Genomic DNA, 15,915 nt, shown 5'->3' on the forward strand with positions numbered 1-15,915 from the left:
CCACCCTATCCATAATGGCTGTTACGTCTTAACCGCCTTGTGCCGCCCGTTTTCTGCTTTACTTATAATCCGCGGCCAGTCATGAAGGTCTCTTATAACAGCGCATTTGTGCCGGAAGAATGCCATTTCGTCTGCTACAATCGCGCCTCATTTTTTGGATGGATAGCATTTTCACATGGTTTCCGAAACTAAAACCACAGAAGCGCCCACGCTACGTCGTGAACTGAAGGCGCGTCACCTGACGATGATTGCCATTGGAGGCTCCATCGGTACAGGTCTTTTCGTTGCATCTGGTGCAACTATTTCTGCGGCGGGTCCTGGCGGCGCGTTGTTCTCTTATATCCTGATCGGTCTGATGGTGTACTTCCTGATGACCAGCCTCGGTGAACTGGCTGCCTATATGCCGGTTTCCGGCTCGTTCTCCACTTACGGTCAAAACTACGTAGAAGAAGGCTTTGGCTTCGCGCTGGGCTGGAACTACTGGTACAACTGGGCGGTAACGATTGCCGTTGACCTGGTGGCCGCACAGTTGGTGATGAGCTGGTGGTTCCCGGACACGCCGGGCTGGATCTGGAGCGCACTGTTCCTCGGCGTTATCTTCCTGCTGAACTACATTTCCGTTCGCGGATTTGGTGAAGCGGAATACTGGTTCTCGCTGATCAAAGTCACCACTGTAATTATCTTCATCGTGGTTGGCGTGATGATGATTTTCGGTATCTTCAAAGGCACTCAGCCGGTGGGCTGGAGCAACTGGACGACCGGTGATGCACCGTTTGCCGGGGGTTTTGCCGCTATGATTGGCGTGGCGATGATCGTCGGCTTCTCCTTCCAGGGAACTGAGCTGATTGGTATCGCGGCAGGCGAATCTGAAGATCCTGAAAAGAACATTCCACGTGCGGTGCGTCAGGTGTTCTGGCGAATCCTGCTGTTCTATGTGTTCGCGATTTTGATTATCAGCCTGATTATCCCGTACACCGATCCGAGCCTGCTGCGCAACGATGTGAAAGACATCAGCGTTAGCCCGTTCACGTTGGTATTCCAGCATGCGGGTCTGCTGTCAGCCGCAGCAGTAATGAACGCGGTTATCCTGACGGCGGTACTGTCAGCGGGTAACTCCGGGATGTATGCCTCCACGCGTATGCTTTACACCCTGGCATGCGACGGTAAAGCGCCGCGTATTTTCGGCAAACTGTCTCGTGGCGGCGTACCGCGTAACGCGCTGTATGCGACGACCGTGGTGGCGGGGCTGTGTTTCCTGACCTCGATGTTTGGTAACCAGACCGTGTACCTCTGGCTGCTGAACACCTCCGGGATGACGGGCTTTATCGCCTGGCTGGGGATCGCTATTAGCCACTATCGTTTCCGTCGCGGTTATGTGTTGCAGGGTCACGATGTGAAGGATCTGCCGTACCGTTCTGGCTTCTTCCCGCTGGGTCCGATCTTCGCCTTTGTGCTGTGCCTGATTATCACTCTGGGCCAGAACTACGAAGCGTTCCTGAAAGATAGCATTGACTGGGGCGGCGTGATGGCAACCTATATCGGTATCCCGCTGTTCCTGATTATCTGGTTTGGCTATAAGCTGGCGAAAGGAACTCATTTTGTTCGCTACAGCGAAATGAAATTCCCGGATCGCGTGAAGAAATAACAGTATAAAAAGCATAACAAAAACCCCGGCATGATGAGTGCCGGGGTTTTTTTATTGCGCCAGACTTAGAAGCTGTAAGTCAGGCCAACCGTGTAACGACGACCATCGAGAACAGTGTCGTAGGTATCGTAATCGATTTGCTTATCCAGCACGTTATACACGCCAGCGGTCATCAGCAGATCTTTGTTAGCATAATAGCGTAAACCAACATCGACCTGAGTATAGGACGGGGTGCCCTGCGCCATGGAGGTACGGCTCAGGTATTCAGACGTTTTCCCGCGCAGATTCAGACGGCTCCAGAAACCGAGATCCTGCGTGGCCTGCCAGTCCAGCGTGGTGTTGAACATATGCTTTGGCATTTTGTTCAATGGCTGACCGGAGAACTGACCGCTTTTCTGTTCAGATTCCGTGTAAGTGTAGTTCGCCGTCCAGTTGATGTCGGAAGTCATCTTCCAGCCGAAAGTGGATTCTACGCCGCGCATATTGGCTTTATCGACGTTAACGCGATCGCTGACGAAGTCATAGTGGGTATTGCCGATGGTACAGGCCGGATCGGAGCTGCTGTTACAGCGGCGCACTTCGGTGATTTTGTCTTTGAAGTCAGTATTGAACAGCGTGACGCCCGCGTTGAGATCGTTGCCGTTATCCCACAGTAAACCGATCTCTTCGCTGAGGCTTTTCTCCGGCTTCAGGTCCGGGTTGCCGACAATGATGCCGTTCAGTCTACCGCCGCCGGTGACCTGTCCCCAACTGGCAGACGACTGGCGCAGATCCGGTGCGCGATAGCCCGCTGAAACGCCGCCTTTTAAGGTCCATTGATCGCTCAGATGCCATACGCCATAACCGCGCGGCGTCCAGTTGTCGCCGTAGTTTTCATCTTTATCCATACGCAGACCGCCAGTCAGCGTGAAGGTATCGGTAACGGCCCACTCATCTTCAGCAAACAGCGCCCAGCTCCAGCGGGTCAGTTTGTTCAGTCCATCAGCAGCTTGCAGCTGGTTGCCGTTATCACTCAGTTTTTCATAACGGTATTGCCCGCCTAACGTCAGGGTGTGCGCCCCAAGGAAGACCTGGTTCTGGTTATTGAAAATCGTGTTGTAGGACTTCATCTGGCGACCTGGGTTTTCGGTCTCTTCCTGCTGGACATAGCTGGTGGAGTTGAAGTCGTCGTAATAACCGCTGTGGGTTAGTGAATACGTTGTGTGCACATACTTGTTTTCGCTTTTACTGTTGGGCTTGCAGCTTCCGTTGCGGCAGCTTTCCTCGGCCATGGATTTGCCTGGCGTGCTGTCGCGATCCTGCAGTTCACGTGCGTAATCGAAGTCGATGTCATTTTTATCATCTGGCGTAAAGTTCAGGGTTAAGCCCCCGTTACGCATACGCTGTTCATTGTAGCCATTGAGGATTTTGTCCTCCGCCCGATGAGAGAATAATCCGGTCACTTTTGCGCCGAGTAATCCGTCAATCAGTGGCCCAGACGCATAGGCGTTGGTCTGATAAATATCGCCGGAGTCTCTGTCTTCCTGGAAAGTGGCATCGCCGTGCAGAGAGCCGGTCCAGGCTTTGGTATTCGACACTTTCTTGGTGATGACGTTAATGACGCCGCCCATCGCATCGGAGCCGTACAGAGATGACATTGGGCCACGGATTACCTCGATACGCTCGATGGATTCCAGCGGCGGCAGCCAACCTTGCTCAATACCTGAGTTGTCGCTGTTAGGACGTGTGCCGCGTGTGCTGATGCGTTTACCGTTGACCAGGAAGAGCGTGTATTGCGAAGCCATACCACGAATACTGATATCGCTGCTGCTACCCCCGCCGGTGACGACGACGCCAGGGACATCTTTTAGCGCATCGGTAACATCGCGATAGGCTTTGTCCTCAATCTGCTGCTTGGTAATAACAGATATCGAAGCGGGAGCGTCCTGAATTTTCTGTTCGAAGCCGGTGGCGGTAACCACCACGGTGTCTTGTTCAGCGGCATGCCCGAGTGATGGGAGACTGGCGACGCATACTGCGGCAGCTACAGCCTTAACGTGAGGTATAGTCATTTGTATCATTCCATTTAAATGAATTTACCCGGCATACTTCAAGTTGCAGATGCGTGGCTACGCGCGTTCATACAACTCGAATTATTTAGGGTAACGATCAGCGCGTCATGTGAAAGGCCATGACAATTGTATGTATTTGTCTTTTAAGGACTCTTTTCAGTAAAGAAGCGAATGGATTGTACAAAAGTATGAATGTTTGTAAACACAAATGATAATCGAAATCATTTGTGTTTGATCTTGTTTTGAGGGTAATGCTTTTTAAATCAATAGGATAGTGGAGAAAGAAAAAAGGAGAAAAAGTGAAGGAATGATGGAGAAATGAAGAGGGCTGGCGCCCTCACTCAGGCGTTACTTCAACAAATACTGGGCATGGAAGCGCAGGTGATCCTCAATAAACGACGCAATAAAGTAATAGCTATGGTCGTAACCTGGCTGGATGCGTAGCGTCATTGGCCATGCGGTTTGACGGGCCGTTTCGGCTAGTACCGCGGGTTGCAGCTGATCGGCGAGAAACTGATCGCTGTCTCCTTGATCAATAAGCGTCGGAATCGCGTCTGCGGGCTTGCTGGCCAACATTAACTCGCAGCTGTCCCACGCGGCCCACTGTGATTTATCTTCACCCAGATACGCGCTAAAAGCCTTCTCCCCCCACGGAACGCGGCAAGGATTTACGATCGGCGCAAAGGCGGAAATGCTGGTGTATTTCCCGGGATTTTTCAGCGCCATAATCAATGCGCCGTGACCGCCCATGGAGTGTCCACTGATGGCGCAGCGATCGCTGACGTTAAACTGCGATTGAATCAGTGCTGGCAGCTCATCACGCAGATAGTCATACATGCGAAAATGCGTTGCCCATGGCTGTTGGGTGGCATTGAGGTAAAATCCCGCCCCCTGGCCTAAATCGTAGCCATCATCATTGGCAACCTGTTCGCCGCGCGGACTGGTGTCCGGCATCACCAGTACAATGCCCAGCTCAGCCGCGATGCGTTGTGCGCCGGCTTTAGTCGTGAAGTTTTCATCATTGCATGTCAGACCCGACAGCCAGTACAGCACCGGAGGCGGGGTGTTATCGCGCGGGGGAGGAAGAAAAATACTGAAGGTCATGGTGCAATTTAACGTGGCGGAGTCGTGACGCCAGCGTTGCTGCCAGCCTTCAAAACAGCGGTGCTCTTCAAGCATTTCCATGCGGGGCTCCTTGTTGTGTTGAACCTGAATATGTTTGCGAACTCACCATAATACAGATTATTCATGGCACTGTGAGCAACTTTCACTTCCGCATTGAGCAAACATACTTCATCATCTATATAACTTTACATTAACACTCGACGTCGCCGGGTAGAACGACAAGTGAAATCGCTACGCTGAAAGGCTGTACCAATTTCAATAATTATCGCGGTGAATACTGGATTATGTGCGCCGCCTCACGCACAATGTTCTGGCTGTGACACAGCCTAAAAACTTTGCCCCATGCAGGGCAGAGGCGCCCCACCTGCAGGAGAAGAAGAAATGTCATCACTCAGTAAAGAAGCGGCCCTGGTTCATGAAGCGCTGGTCGCGCGTGGTCTTGAAACGCCACTACGCCCGCCCGTGCAAGAGATGGATAACGAAACGCGCAAACGTCTTATTTCGGGCCATATGACCGAGATTATGCAGTTGCTCAATCTCGATTTGAGCGATGACAGTTTGATGGAAACTCCGCATCGCATTGCGAAAATGTATGTCGATGAGATTTTCTCCGGCCTCGACTACGCCAACTTCCCGAAAATTACCGTCATTGAAAACAAAATGAAGGTGGACGAGATGGTCACGGTTCGCGATATCACGCTGACCAGCACCTGCGAACACCACTTTGTTACTATCGATGGCAAAGCGACGGTGGCGTATATCCCGAAAGATTCGGTTATTGGTCTGTCGAAGATTAACCGCATTGTGCAGTTTTTCGCACAGCGTCCGCAGGTACAGGAACGTCTCACCCAGCAAATTCTCACCGCGCTGCAAACGCTGCTCGGGACGAATAATGTGGCGGTGTCGATTGATGCGGTACATTACTGTGTGAAAGCGCGTGGCATTCGCGATGCGACCAGTGCGACCACGACCACTTCTCTTGGCGGATTGTTTAAGTCCAGCCAGAACACGCGTCAGGAATTCCTGCGCGCAGTACGTCATCACAACTGATTAGGGCAGGGACCATGGAGCGTAATGTCACGCTGGATTTTATTCGTGGCGTCGCCATTCTTGGTATCCTGCTTCTCAATATTAGCGCCTTTGGCCTGCCAAAGGCGGCATACCTCAATCCCGCGTGGTATGGCAACATCACCTTATCCGACGCCTGGACCTGGGCGCTGCTCGATCTCTTTGCGCAGGTAAAATTCCTCACGCTGTTTGCGCTGCTGTTCGGTGCCGGTCTGCAAATGCTGCTCCCGCGCGGCAAACGCTGGATCCAGTCGCGGCTTACGCTGCTGGTTCTATTGGGTTTTATTCACGGTTTACTCTTCTGGGATGGCGATATCCTGCTGGCATATGGCTTAATCGGCCTGATTTGTTGGCGGTTGATCCGTGAAGCGCCGTCGGTAAAAAGCTTATTTAACACCGGCGTACTGCTTTATCTGGTGGGCGTTGGCGTATTGCTGCTGCTGGGGGTAATCTCCGGGAGTGAAACCAGTCGTGCCTGGACGCCGGATGCCTCAGCGTTGCTGTATGAAAAATACTGGAAAATAAACGGTGGAATGGAAGCCGTCAGCAATCGCGTGGATATGATGTCCAATAGCTTGCTGGCGCTGGGCGCACAGTACGGCTGGCAACTGGCGGGGATGATGCTGCTCGGCGCGGCATTGATGCGCAGCGGTTGGTTAAAAGGGCAGTACAGCTTACAGCATTACCGACGCACCGGTGTATTGCTGGTCATTCTCGGGATGGCGATTAACCTGCCTGCTATCGTCGCTCAGTGGCATCTGGACTGGGCATATCGCTGGTGTGCCTTCTTGCTACAAGCCCCGCGAGAGCTGGGCGCGCCGTTGCAAACCATTGGTTACGCCGCGCTGATGTTCGGCTTCTGGCCGCAGCTTAGCCGCTTAAAATGGGTCATTGCCATCGCCTGTGTGGGGCGCATGGCATTAACTAACTATCTGTTACAAACCTTAATCTGCACCACGCTGTTTTACCAGGTCGGCTTATTTATGAAATTTGACCGACTGGAGCTGCTGTATTTCGTCATTCCGGTTTGGGCCGTTAACCTACTTTTCTCCGTCATATGGCTACGTTTTTACCGCCAGGGTCCGGTGGAATGGCTGTGGCGTCAATTAACCCTGCGTGCTGCGGGGACATCATTGCCGCGTACATCCAGATAACGATCTGGATCACATTCATTAACAAAACGGATGTAAGCGCTTTCATTCCTGTGACATCTCTCACGCAGTGCGTTTCATTGTGCTGACAAAATACCCAGCCTGGGGTGTCTGCGGGCAACCGCAATCTAAAACAGGGCAGTGAATATGATCACCATACGTGATGTGGCACGACAGTCTGGCGTTTCTGTAGCCACCGTTTCCCGCGTACTGAACAACAGTGCGCTGGTGAGTCCCGATACGCGTGAAGCGGTAATGAAGGCAGTTACTCTGCTGGGCTATCGACCTAATGCCAACGCGCAAGCGCTGGCGACGCAGGTGAGCGACACGATTGGTGTTGTGGTCATGGATGTATCAGACGCCTTTTTTGGCGCGCTGGTAAAAGCCGTGGATATGGTTGCCCAGCAGCATCAGAAGTATGTCCTGATTGGCAACAGCTATCATGAGGCTGAAAAAGAACGTCATGCCATTGAGGTGTTGATTCGTCAGCGTTGTAACGCACTGATTGTACACTCTAAAGCACTGAGCGATCGGGAACTCGCCGAGTTTATGGATCAGATCCCCGGTATGGTGCTGATCAACCGTCTGGTGCCGGGGTACGCCCACCGCTGCGTCTGCCTGGATAACATCAGCGGTGCCAAAATGGCGACCCGAATGCTGCTGAATAATGGTCATCAACGCATCGGTTATCTGGCGTCAAGCCATCGCATTGAAGATGACACCATGCGCAAAGAAGGGTGGTTAACAGCCCTGAAAGAGCAGGGGATTGTTGCGGCAGAAAGTTGGGTCGGCACCGGTTCGCCCGATATGCAAGGCGGAGAGTCTGCGATGGTAGAACTGCTGGGACGTAACTTACAACTGACGGCGGTTTTCGCCTATAACGACAATATGGCTGCCGGCGCGCTGACTGCGCTAAAAGATAACGGCATCGCTATTCCATTACACCTTTCTATCATTGGCTTTGATGATATTCCTATCGCGCGTTACACCGATCCGCAACTGACCACCGTACGCTATCCCATTGCCTCCATGGCAAAAATGGCGACGGAGCTTGCGCTACAGGGGGCTGCAGGCACGTTAGACCTGGAGGCGACGCACTGCTTTATGCCGACGCTGGTCCGTCGCCATTCTGTGGCGCTTCGGCAGAATGCGGCACCGATCACTAACTCATAACGTTGCGCGATGTAACCGCTTTCAATATGTGAGTAAATTCACAGTATATTAACAATGCGATAGCTATGATGACACTGTTTGTTGCGCTGTAACTACTATGTAACGGTGAATAATCACTTTCACCGAGGTAAAGGTGCCTTAAACAAAAATTAAAGCCTGTTTTTGGAGCGTTGCCAGACACGGAAGAAATATTTTTTAAAAGTGAGCTTCGGCGTTCAGTAACACTTCAGTAACGTTCTGCCTGCCGAGCATTTATCTCAAGTACTACCCTGCATAATAAAACCGGAGATACCATGAATAAGAAGGTGTTGACCCTGTCTGCTGTAATGGCAAGCATGTTATTCGGCGCGGCTGCGCACGCTGCTGATACCCGCATTGGTGTGACTATCTATAAGTATGACGATAACTTTATGTCTGTAGTACGTAAGGCTATTGAAAAAGATGCCAAAGCGGCGCCAGATGTACAGCTGCTGATGAATGACTCGCAGAACGACCAGTCCAAACAAAACGACCAGATCGACGTGCTGCTGGCAAAAGGCGTTAAAGCACTGGCGATTAACCTGGTTGACCCGGCAGCGGCAGGCACGGTCATTGAAAAGGCACGCGGGCAGAACGTACCGATCGTGTTCTTTAACAAAGAACCTTCTCGTAAGGCGCTGGACAGCTATGACAAAGCGTTTTACGTCGGTACTGACTCTAAAGAGTCCGGTATTATTCAGGGTGATTTGATCGCCAAACACTGGGCAGCGAACCCGAACTGGGACCTGAACAAAGACGGCAAAATTCAGTTTGTTCTGCTGAAAGGCGAACCGGGACACCCGGACGCTGAAGCACGTACCACTTACGTGATTAAAGAGCTGAACGATAAAGGTATTAAAACTGAGCAACTGCAGTTAGATACTGCAATGTGGGATACCGCTCAGGCAAAAGATAAAATGGATGCGTGGATGTCCGGTCCGAACGCCAACAAAATCGAAGTGGTTATCGCAAACAATGATGCGATGGCAATGGGCGCAGTTGAAGCATTGAAAGCGCACAACAAAACCAGCGTACCGGTATTTGGTGTGGATGCGCTGCCTGAAGCGCTGGCTCTGGTGAAATCTGGCGCAATGGCTGGTACCGTGCTGAACGACGCCAACAACCAGGCGAAAGCCACCTTCGATCTGGCGAAAAACCTGGCTGATGGCAAAGGTGCGGCAGATGGCACTAACTGGAAAATTGAGAACAAAATTGTTCGCGTTCCGTACGTAGGTGTCGATAAAGATAATCTGGCAGAGTTTACCAATAAGTAAATACTCCGTCTTTGGGCGCAATGTCATTGCGCCCTTAATAACGCACTCTGCAAGGCCAACAAGGTATAATTATGGTCAGCACACATACTCAGTCGTCAGGCGAATACTTGTTGGAAATGACCGGCATCAACAAGTCCTTCCCCGGCGTTAAGGCTCTTGATAATGTCAATTTAAAAGTCCGCCCACATTCCATTCATGCCTTAATGGGGGAGAATGGCGCGGGGAAATCAACATTATTGAAATGTCTTTTCGGCATCTATCAAAAAGATTCCGGTAGTATTTTATTTCAGGGTAAAGAAATCGATTTTCATTCTGCTAAAGAAGCGCTTGAAAATGGTATTTCGATGGTACACCAGGAATTAAACCTGGTATTACAACGTTCTGTGATGGATAACATGTGGCTGGGACGCTATCCCACCAAAGGCATGTTTGTCGATCAGGACAAAATGTACCGCGATACCAAAGCGATATTTGATGAGCTGGATATTGATATCGATCCGCGTGCGCGTGTTGGTACATTATCCGTTTCTCAAATGCAGATGATTGAAATTGCGAAAGCGTTCTCCTATGACGCAAAAATCGTCATCATGGATGAGCCAACGTCATCGTTAACCGAGAAAGAAGTTAATCATCTGTTTACCATTATCCGTAAGCTGAAAGAGCGTGGATGCGGTATTGTTTATATTTCTCATAAGATGGAAGAAATCTTCCAGCTATGCGATGAAATTACCGTGCTGCGCGATGGCCAGTGGATTGCGACCCAGCCGCTGGAAGGGCTGGATATGGATAAGATCATCTCCATGATGGTCGGCCGCTCACTGAACCAACGTTTTCCGGATAAAGAAAACAAACCCGGTGAAGTCATTCTGCAAGTGCGTAACCTGACCTCGCTGCGTCAGCCGTCGATTCGTGATATCTCGTTTGATTTGCACAAAGGGGAAATTCTCGGGATTGCCGGGCTGGTCGGCGCAAAACGTACTGATATCGTAGAAACGCTTTTTGGTATTCGTGAGAAATCATCGGGTACGATTACGCTACACGGCAAAAAAATTAATAACCATAGCGCAAATGAGGCCATTAATCATGGTTTTGCGCTGGTCACGGAAGAGCGCCGCTCAACCGGTATTTACGCGTATCTGGATATTGGTTTTAACTCGTTAATCTCCAATATCCAAAACTATAAAAACAAAGTTGGTCTGCTGGATAATTCCCGCATGAAGAGTGATACCCAGTGGGTAATTGACTCAATGAGGGTGAAAACGCCGGGCCATCGTACACAAATCGGTTCACTGTCCGGTGGTAATCAGCAAAAGGTGGTTATTGGTCGCTGGTTATTAACGCAGCCAGAAATCCTGATGTTAGATGAACCCACGCGTGGTATCGATGTTGGCGCGAAATTTGAAATTTATCAGTTGATTGCCGAACTCGCGAAAAAGGATAAGGGGATTATTATTATTTCCTCTGAAATGCCGGAGCTGCTAGGTATTACCGATCGTATTCTGGTGATGAGCAATGGTCTCGTTGCCGGAATTGTTGACACTAAAACAACAACGCAAAACGAAATCCTCCGTCTTGCGTCTTTGCACCTTTAAGATTAGGGGCTCCTCATGAGTGCGTTAAATAAGAAAAGTTTTCTTACTTATCTGAAAGAAGGCGGAATTTACGTTGTTCTTTTGGTTTTGCTGGCGATTATTATTTTCCAGGATCCCACTTTCTTAAGCTTACTGAACCTGAGTAATATTCTGACGCAATCCTCGGTGCGTATTATTATCGCATTGGGTGTGGCTGGGCTGATTGTTACCCAAGGGACAGATCTGTCGGCGGGACGTCAGGTTGGCCTGGCGGCAGTCGTGGCGGCAACCTTGCTACAGTCGATGGAGAACGCCAACAAGGTGTTCCCGGAAATGGCTACAATGCCAATCATCGTAGTCGTGCTGATTGTTTGCGTGATTGGCGCCATTATCGGTCTGGTGAACGGTATTATCATTGCTTATCTGAATGTGACGCCGTTTATTACCACCCTGGGTACGATGATCATCGTTTACGGGATCAACTCCCTGTACTACGACTTTGTCGGCGCATCGCCAATTTCTGGCTTTGACAGCGGATTCTCCACCTTCGCGCAGGGCTTTATTGCGCTGGGTAGTTTCCGCCTCTCCTACATCACCTTCTATGCGCTGATTGCGGTGGCGTTTGTCTGGGTGCTGTGGAACAAGACCCGCTTCGGTAAAAACATTTTCGCCATCGGCGGAAACCCTGAAGCAGCGAAAGTGTCCGGGGTCAACGTTGCGCTGAACCTGCTGATCATCTATGCGTTGTCTGGCGTGTTTTATGCCTTTGGTGGTTTGCTCGAAGCCGGGCGTATCGGCTCGGCGACTAACAACCTCGGCTTTATGTATGAGCTGGATGCGATTGCGGCGTGCGTGGTTGGCGGCGTGTCGTTCAGCGGCGGGGTAGGAACCGTGTTTGGCGTGGTGACCGGTGTGATTATCTTCACCGTCATCAACTACGGTCTGACCTACATTGGCGTGAACCCTTACTGGCAGTACATTATCAAGGGCGGCATTATCATCTTCGCGGTCGCGCTGGACTCACTGAAGTACGCGCGTAAGAAGTAATCGTATACCGCAAAAAGCCCGGTGCAGCGTAATCTGTACCGGGCTTTTTTGTCAGAGTTACAACGTTAACGCATGCTCTTTCTCACCGGATTTAAATTTCACCTCACCCAGCTCAATACAGGCTACCGGGCAAACGTGACCACACAGCAGGCATCCCACACATTTTTCTGTGTTGCAGTGCGGTGTGCGGGTTTCCTCATTCCATTCCATCGCCTGATGTCCGCCGTCATAACAGGAGATGTAGCAGCGGCCACAGCCAACGCATTTATCAAGATGAATGTTCGGGTAGACGATGTAGCTACGGTCAAGATCCTCCGCGGGGATGATATTGGCATTGGCAAGACCAACCATCTCCTCCAGTGAGTCAAACCCTTGATCGGCGAGGTAATGTGACAGCCCGCTGGTCATGTCCTCCACAATCCGGTAGCCATACTGCATGATCCCGGTGGTCACCTGCAGCGTGGCCGCGCCTAACAGTAAAAACTCGGCGGCATCTTCCCAGGTCTCAATTCCCCCGATGCCGCTGATCGGGAAATCGCGCAGTTCAGGGTGCATGCGCAGTTGTTGGATAAATCGCAAAGCAATAGGTTTAACGGCCTTGCCGGAGTAGCCGGAAATACTGGATTTACCGTTGACGATCGGCATCCCGATTTTTCGGTTCAGATCGATATTCGTGATGGATTTAACCGTATTGATGGTCGCGATACCGTCGGCACCTCCGTGTTTTGCTGCCAGAGCCACCTCACACATATCACCAATGTTCGGTGTCATTTTCGCCAGCATCGGCAGGGACGAGCCGCGTTTAACGGCCCGACAATACTTTTCAACCAGCTCAGGGCTTTGCCCGACATCGCTACCCATGGCATGTGAGGTCATTTGCGGGCACGAGAAGTTACACTCGATCATGTCTGCACCCGCGTCTTCAACCAGGCGGGCCAGTTCCTGCCATTGCTGCTCATTTTCCCCCATAATCGACGCAATCAGGACTTTGTCCGGGTAGTCCTGTTTCAGTCGGCGAATTGCGGCCAGATTCTCCTCCAGCGGATGCTCGGCAATTTGTTCCATGTTTTTGAAGCCAATAAAGCCGGTATCTTCTTTGGTGAGATGGTCAAAGCGAGGGGAGACTTCATTAGCAATAAAGAACCCGATCGTTTTAAAAACAATGCCACCCCAGCCGCTATCATAGGCTTTGGCGCACATTTCATAGCAGTTGCCCACCGGAGAGGAAGAGAGGCAGAACGGGTTGGGGAATTTGACGCCGCAAAAAGTAATAGAAAGATCTTTCGTTAACATGAGCAAGCTCCCTCTAAATAGTGATGAATGGCCTGAGCGGCTTCTTTTCCTGCTTTCACGGCGTAAACAACTGTTTTATCGCCTTTAACAATATCGCCCGCAGCAAACAGAGCCGGATCGGCGGTTTGATAATTGTGCGTATCGATAAGATTGCGCTGTGGCTTTAACGCGGCGAATTTATCAAGCTGAGCATGTTGGCCGACGGCGAGAATAATCTGTTCGGCTTCAAGCGTGAGTTCTCCAGGCTGACGTACGTGCTTAAAGGTGACTCGATTTCCGCTAACCGCCACGGGCGTGAAGCCGTCAATTATCGACACCCCTAAAGCCTGTGTGCTGCTGAATTCTTTGTCGCTGGCCGGGAAGTCAGCGAGTTCTTCACGCGCGACACAGGTGACTGACGGGCAGCCCAGCAGCTTCAACGTACTGGCGACATCCATCGCCACGTCGCCACCGCCGATGATTAATGCACTTTGTGCGACGGTAATATCGCCGTTGGATTGGCGGGCTCGTTGCAGAAAATCGACGGCGATTTCGACGTGATTCGCCCTCTCAAACAGAGGTAATGTTGAACCGTAAGACATCCCTACGGTAACCAGTACGGCGCGGTATTCTGCTTTGAGTTGCTCAACGGAAAGGGCATTGCCGACTTCACAATTGCACTTGATGGTCACGCCCATTTCAACGATACGGGCAATTTCAAGATCCAAAACTGCCTGCGGCAGACGAAACTCAGGAATGCCATAACGCAACCAGCCACCTGGCTGGGCCTGTTTTTCGAAGATTGTGACATCATAACCAAGATTACTTAGCGTTACGCTGGCCTGTAACCCTGCCGGACCCGCCCCGATGATAGCTACCTTGCCGAGCGTTTTTGTTGCCGGCTGATAGATTTTCATTGCGGTCTGCTGTTCAAAATCGGTAATAAAGCGTTGCAGACGTGCAATATCGATAGGTTTATCAATTCCTGAGCGCGTACATCCGCGCTGGCATAATTTTTCGGTTGGGCAAACCCGGGCGCACACCGCACCGAGCGCATTATTTTCGCGGATAGTTTCGGCAGCGCCTTTAAAATTACGAAAATAAATAGAGCGAATAAATTTCCCTGGGTCTGTTTGCGCCGGGCAATCATGACTACAGGGGGCGTCGTGACATAATAAACAGCGGGAAGCCTCTTTTATTGCTAATAATGGGGTAAAAGCAGGCGTGAGCTCATCCAGATAATTTTGTTGTGGCATATTTTCTTCCTTAATGCTTGAGTAAATTAAGGCAAACCGTTAATAACAAAATATAAAAAGTGAAGGCTATTCTTAAGGCTAAGCACTGCAGGAAGAGTATTCTGTGAAAGGATTCACAAATAGAAGATAGTCTGAGGGAAATGCTGGCGGGCAGCATTAATCCCTTACATTGAAATGGTAACTATTATCAAAATATTAGCTATTCTCAAATGCTAATATAAAGGAAAATTCTTTAGCGATAAAAGACTAAGTAAATAACCATCCCGAAGGATAAACATCCGCACCCGGCATAAACCAGCACATAAGACCAAAATTGCAGGGGCTCTTGATTGCGATAAGCGTAAACCGGTTCGCGTGCATTCTTTTTAATTTTATCTACGGCCCCAGAGCGCCAGCCTTTCCATGCTTCGCGAAAACAAAATACGGGAATGAGCAGAAAGGCCAACACGACGAAAAGGGTTTGTACATCCATGCTTATTTTCCTTGTTTCTTTTGTAATTCGAGTAGTTGTTCAGGCGTGACCGCCGGATATCCCTGTGCATCGTCCGGTACCTGATGCATGGTAGGGATGGGCACCAGCGGACCTAAAAAGCGGGGTTCACGTTTGAAAATATAGAGATCGGCCAGTGCGCCAAAGCGGGCGCCAAATTCACGTACCCGCACGGTGAGCATATCTTTTGGTGAGGGCACCGCATAGCACTGGGCCTGGATGCCCATATGCAGCGCAATAAACAAGGCGCGCTCACAGTGGAATCGCTGAGTAATAATGATGAAATCGTTGGTATCGAACACCTTGCGGGTTCGTACAATTGAATCGAGCGTCCGGAACCCGGCGTAATCAAGCACGATGTCAGCGGGATCGACACCTGCGGCAATCAGATCTTTACGCATCGTCATGGGTTCGTTGTAGCTTTGCTGTGCGTTGTCGCCGCTCAGCAGCAGATAGTTTACCTTTCCACTGTTATAGGCGTTCAATGCGCCCTGAATGCGGTAGCGGTAATACTGGTTGATGACGCCGGTGCGATAGTATTTCGCCGTGCCAAGGACCACACCGACCTGGCGGTAGGGTAAATCCTGCAATTCGTCGTAGATGTAAGGAGCGGTCTTCCAGCTCATCCACCTGTCGAGCCCAAGCACAGTCAAAAGCAGCAAGCCTACCAGGACTAACAGGCTGTAAAACACGCGCTTTAACATGCAGAAAACTCGTTATTTGGATGGAATTTCAATCAGGCTACTGTACCGGAAGACGTAGCGCAAGAAACAG

13 protein-coding genes are annotated in these 15,915 nt (G+C 50.7%); 7 read left to right on the plus strand and 6 right to left on the minus strand.

The annotated features are described in order from the left end of the window. Positions 1-175 precede the first annotated feature (175 nt). The gene (lysP, locus tag OGV93_RS03245) at positions 176-1,645 is read left to right on the plus strand and encodes a lysine-specific permease (protein WP_016153724.1); all 1,470 of its coding nucleotides are present in this window, start codon (positions 176-178) and stop codon (positions 1,643-1,645) included. A 65-nt stretch (positions 1,646-1,710) separates the two neighbouring features. Here lysP and OGV93_RS03250 read toward each other — a convergent pair whose 3' ends face one another. Continuing rightward, positions 1,711-3,696 (minus strand): ligand-gated channel protein, encoded by a 1,986-nt coding sequence (locus OGV93_RS03250; protein ID WP_016156980.1) that lies wholly within the window; start codon positions 3,694-3,696, stop codon positions 1,711-1,713. A 348-nt stretch (positions 3,697-4,044) separates the two neighbouring features. Beyond that, entirely contained in the window at positions 4,045-4,881 is an 837-nt protein-coding gene (fghA, locus tag OGV93_RS03255) for an S-formylglutathione hydrolase (RefSeq protein ID WP_016153722.1), read from the minus strand. Between the two features lie 321 nt (positions 4,882-5,202). On the opposite strand from fghA, the gene folE reads away from it, so the two are divergent. The 6 genes from folE to mglC all read left to right on the plus strand — a co-directional run bounded on the left by folE (position 5,203) and on the right by mglC (position 12,123). Further along, positions 5,203-5,871: a GTP cyclohydrolase I FolE gene (gene folE, locus OGV93_RS03260; protein ID WP_003027410.1), complete on the plus strand. Its 669-nt coding sequence runs from the start codon at positions 5,203-5,205 to the stop codon at positions 5,869-5,871. 14 nt (positions 5,872-5,885) lie between these two features. Next, entirely contained in the window at positions 5,886-7,043 is a 1,158-nt protein-coding gene (yeiB, locus tag OGV93_RS03265; RefSeq protein WP_287109361.1) for a DUF418 domain-containing protein YeiB, read from the plus strand. A gap of 144 nt (positions 7,044-7,187) precedes the next feature. After that, on the plus strand, positions 7,188-8,213 hold the full coding sequence (gene galS / locus OGV93_RS03270) for an HTH-type transcriptional regulator GalS (protein ID WP_047359172.1): 1,026 nt from the start codon (positions 7,188-7,190) through the stop codon (positions 8,211-8,213). A 293-nt stretch (positions 8,214-8,506) separates the two neighbouring features. Further along, positions 8,507-9,505 (plus strand): galactose/glucose ABC transporter substrate-binding protein MglB, encoded by a 999-nt coding sequence (gene mglB, locus OGV93_RS03275; RefSeq protein ID WP_016153719.1) that lies wholly within the window; start codon positions 8,507-8,509, stop codon positions 9,503-9,505. 71 nt (positions 9,506-9,576) lie between these two features. Then, a complete protein-coding gene (mglA, locus tag OGV93_RS03280) occupies positions 9,577-11,097 on the plus strand; it encodes a galactose/methyl galactoside ABC transporter ATP-binding protein MglA (RefSeq protein WP_016153718.1) in 1,521 nt (506 codons plus the stop codon). Positions 11,098-11,112: 15 nt separating this feature from the next. Next, positions 11,113-12,123 (plus strand): galactose/methyl galactoside ABC transporter permease MglC, encoded by a 1,011-nt coding sequence (gene mglC / locus OGV93_RS03285; protein WP_003027393.1) that lies wholly within the window; start codon positions 11,113-11,115, stop codon positions 12,121-12,123. A 57-nt stretch (positions 12,124-12,180) separates the two neighbouring features. Here mglC and preA read toward each other — a convergent pair whose 3' ends face one another. The 4 genes from preA to sanA form a co-directional block, all read right to left on the minus strand. Continuing rightward, positions 12,181-13,416 (minus strand): NAD-dependent dihydropyrimidine dehydrogenase subunit PreA, encoded by a 1,236-nt coding sequence (gene preA / locus OGV93_RS03290; protein WP_019077224.1) that lies wholly within the window; start codon positions 13,414-13,416, stop codon positions 12,181-12,183. Beyond that, complete coding sequence (locus tag OGV93_RS03295; RefSeq protein ID WP_287109362.1) at positions 13,410-14,651, minus strand: NAD(P)-dependent oxidoreductase; 1,242 nt, start codon at positions 14,649-14,651, stop codon at positions 13,410-13,412. The genes preA and OGV93_RS03295 overlap by 7 nt, the downstream gene beginning before the upstream one ends. A 232-nt stretch (positions 14,652-14,883) precedes the next feature. After that, on the minus strand, positions 14,884-15,123 hold the full coding sequence (locus OGV93_RS03300) for a DUF2542 family protein (RefSeq protein ID WP_016153715.1): 240 nt from the start codon (positions 15,121-15,123) through the stop codon (positions 14,884-14,886). A gap of 2 nt (positions 15,124-15,125) precedes the next feature. Further along, complete coding sequence (gene sanA / locus OGV93_RS03305; protein WP_016153714.1) at positions 15,126-15,845, minus strand: outer membrane permeability protein SanA; 720 nt, start codon at positions 15,843-15,845, stop codon at positions 15,126-15,128. Positions 15,846-15,915: the final 70 nt, after the last annotated feature.

Origin of the sequence: Citrobacter sp. Cb031, from assembly GCF_030336725.1 — a bacterium.
Taxonomy (GTDB): domain Bacteria; phylum Pseudomonadota; class Gammaproteobacteria; order Enterobacterales; family Enterobacteriaceae; genus Citrobacter; species Citrobacter braakii.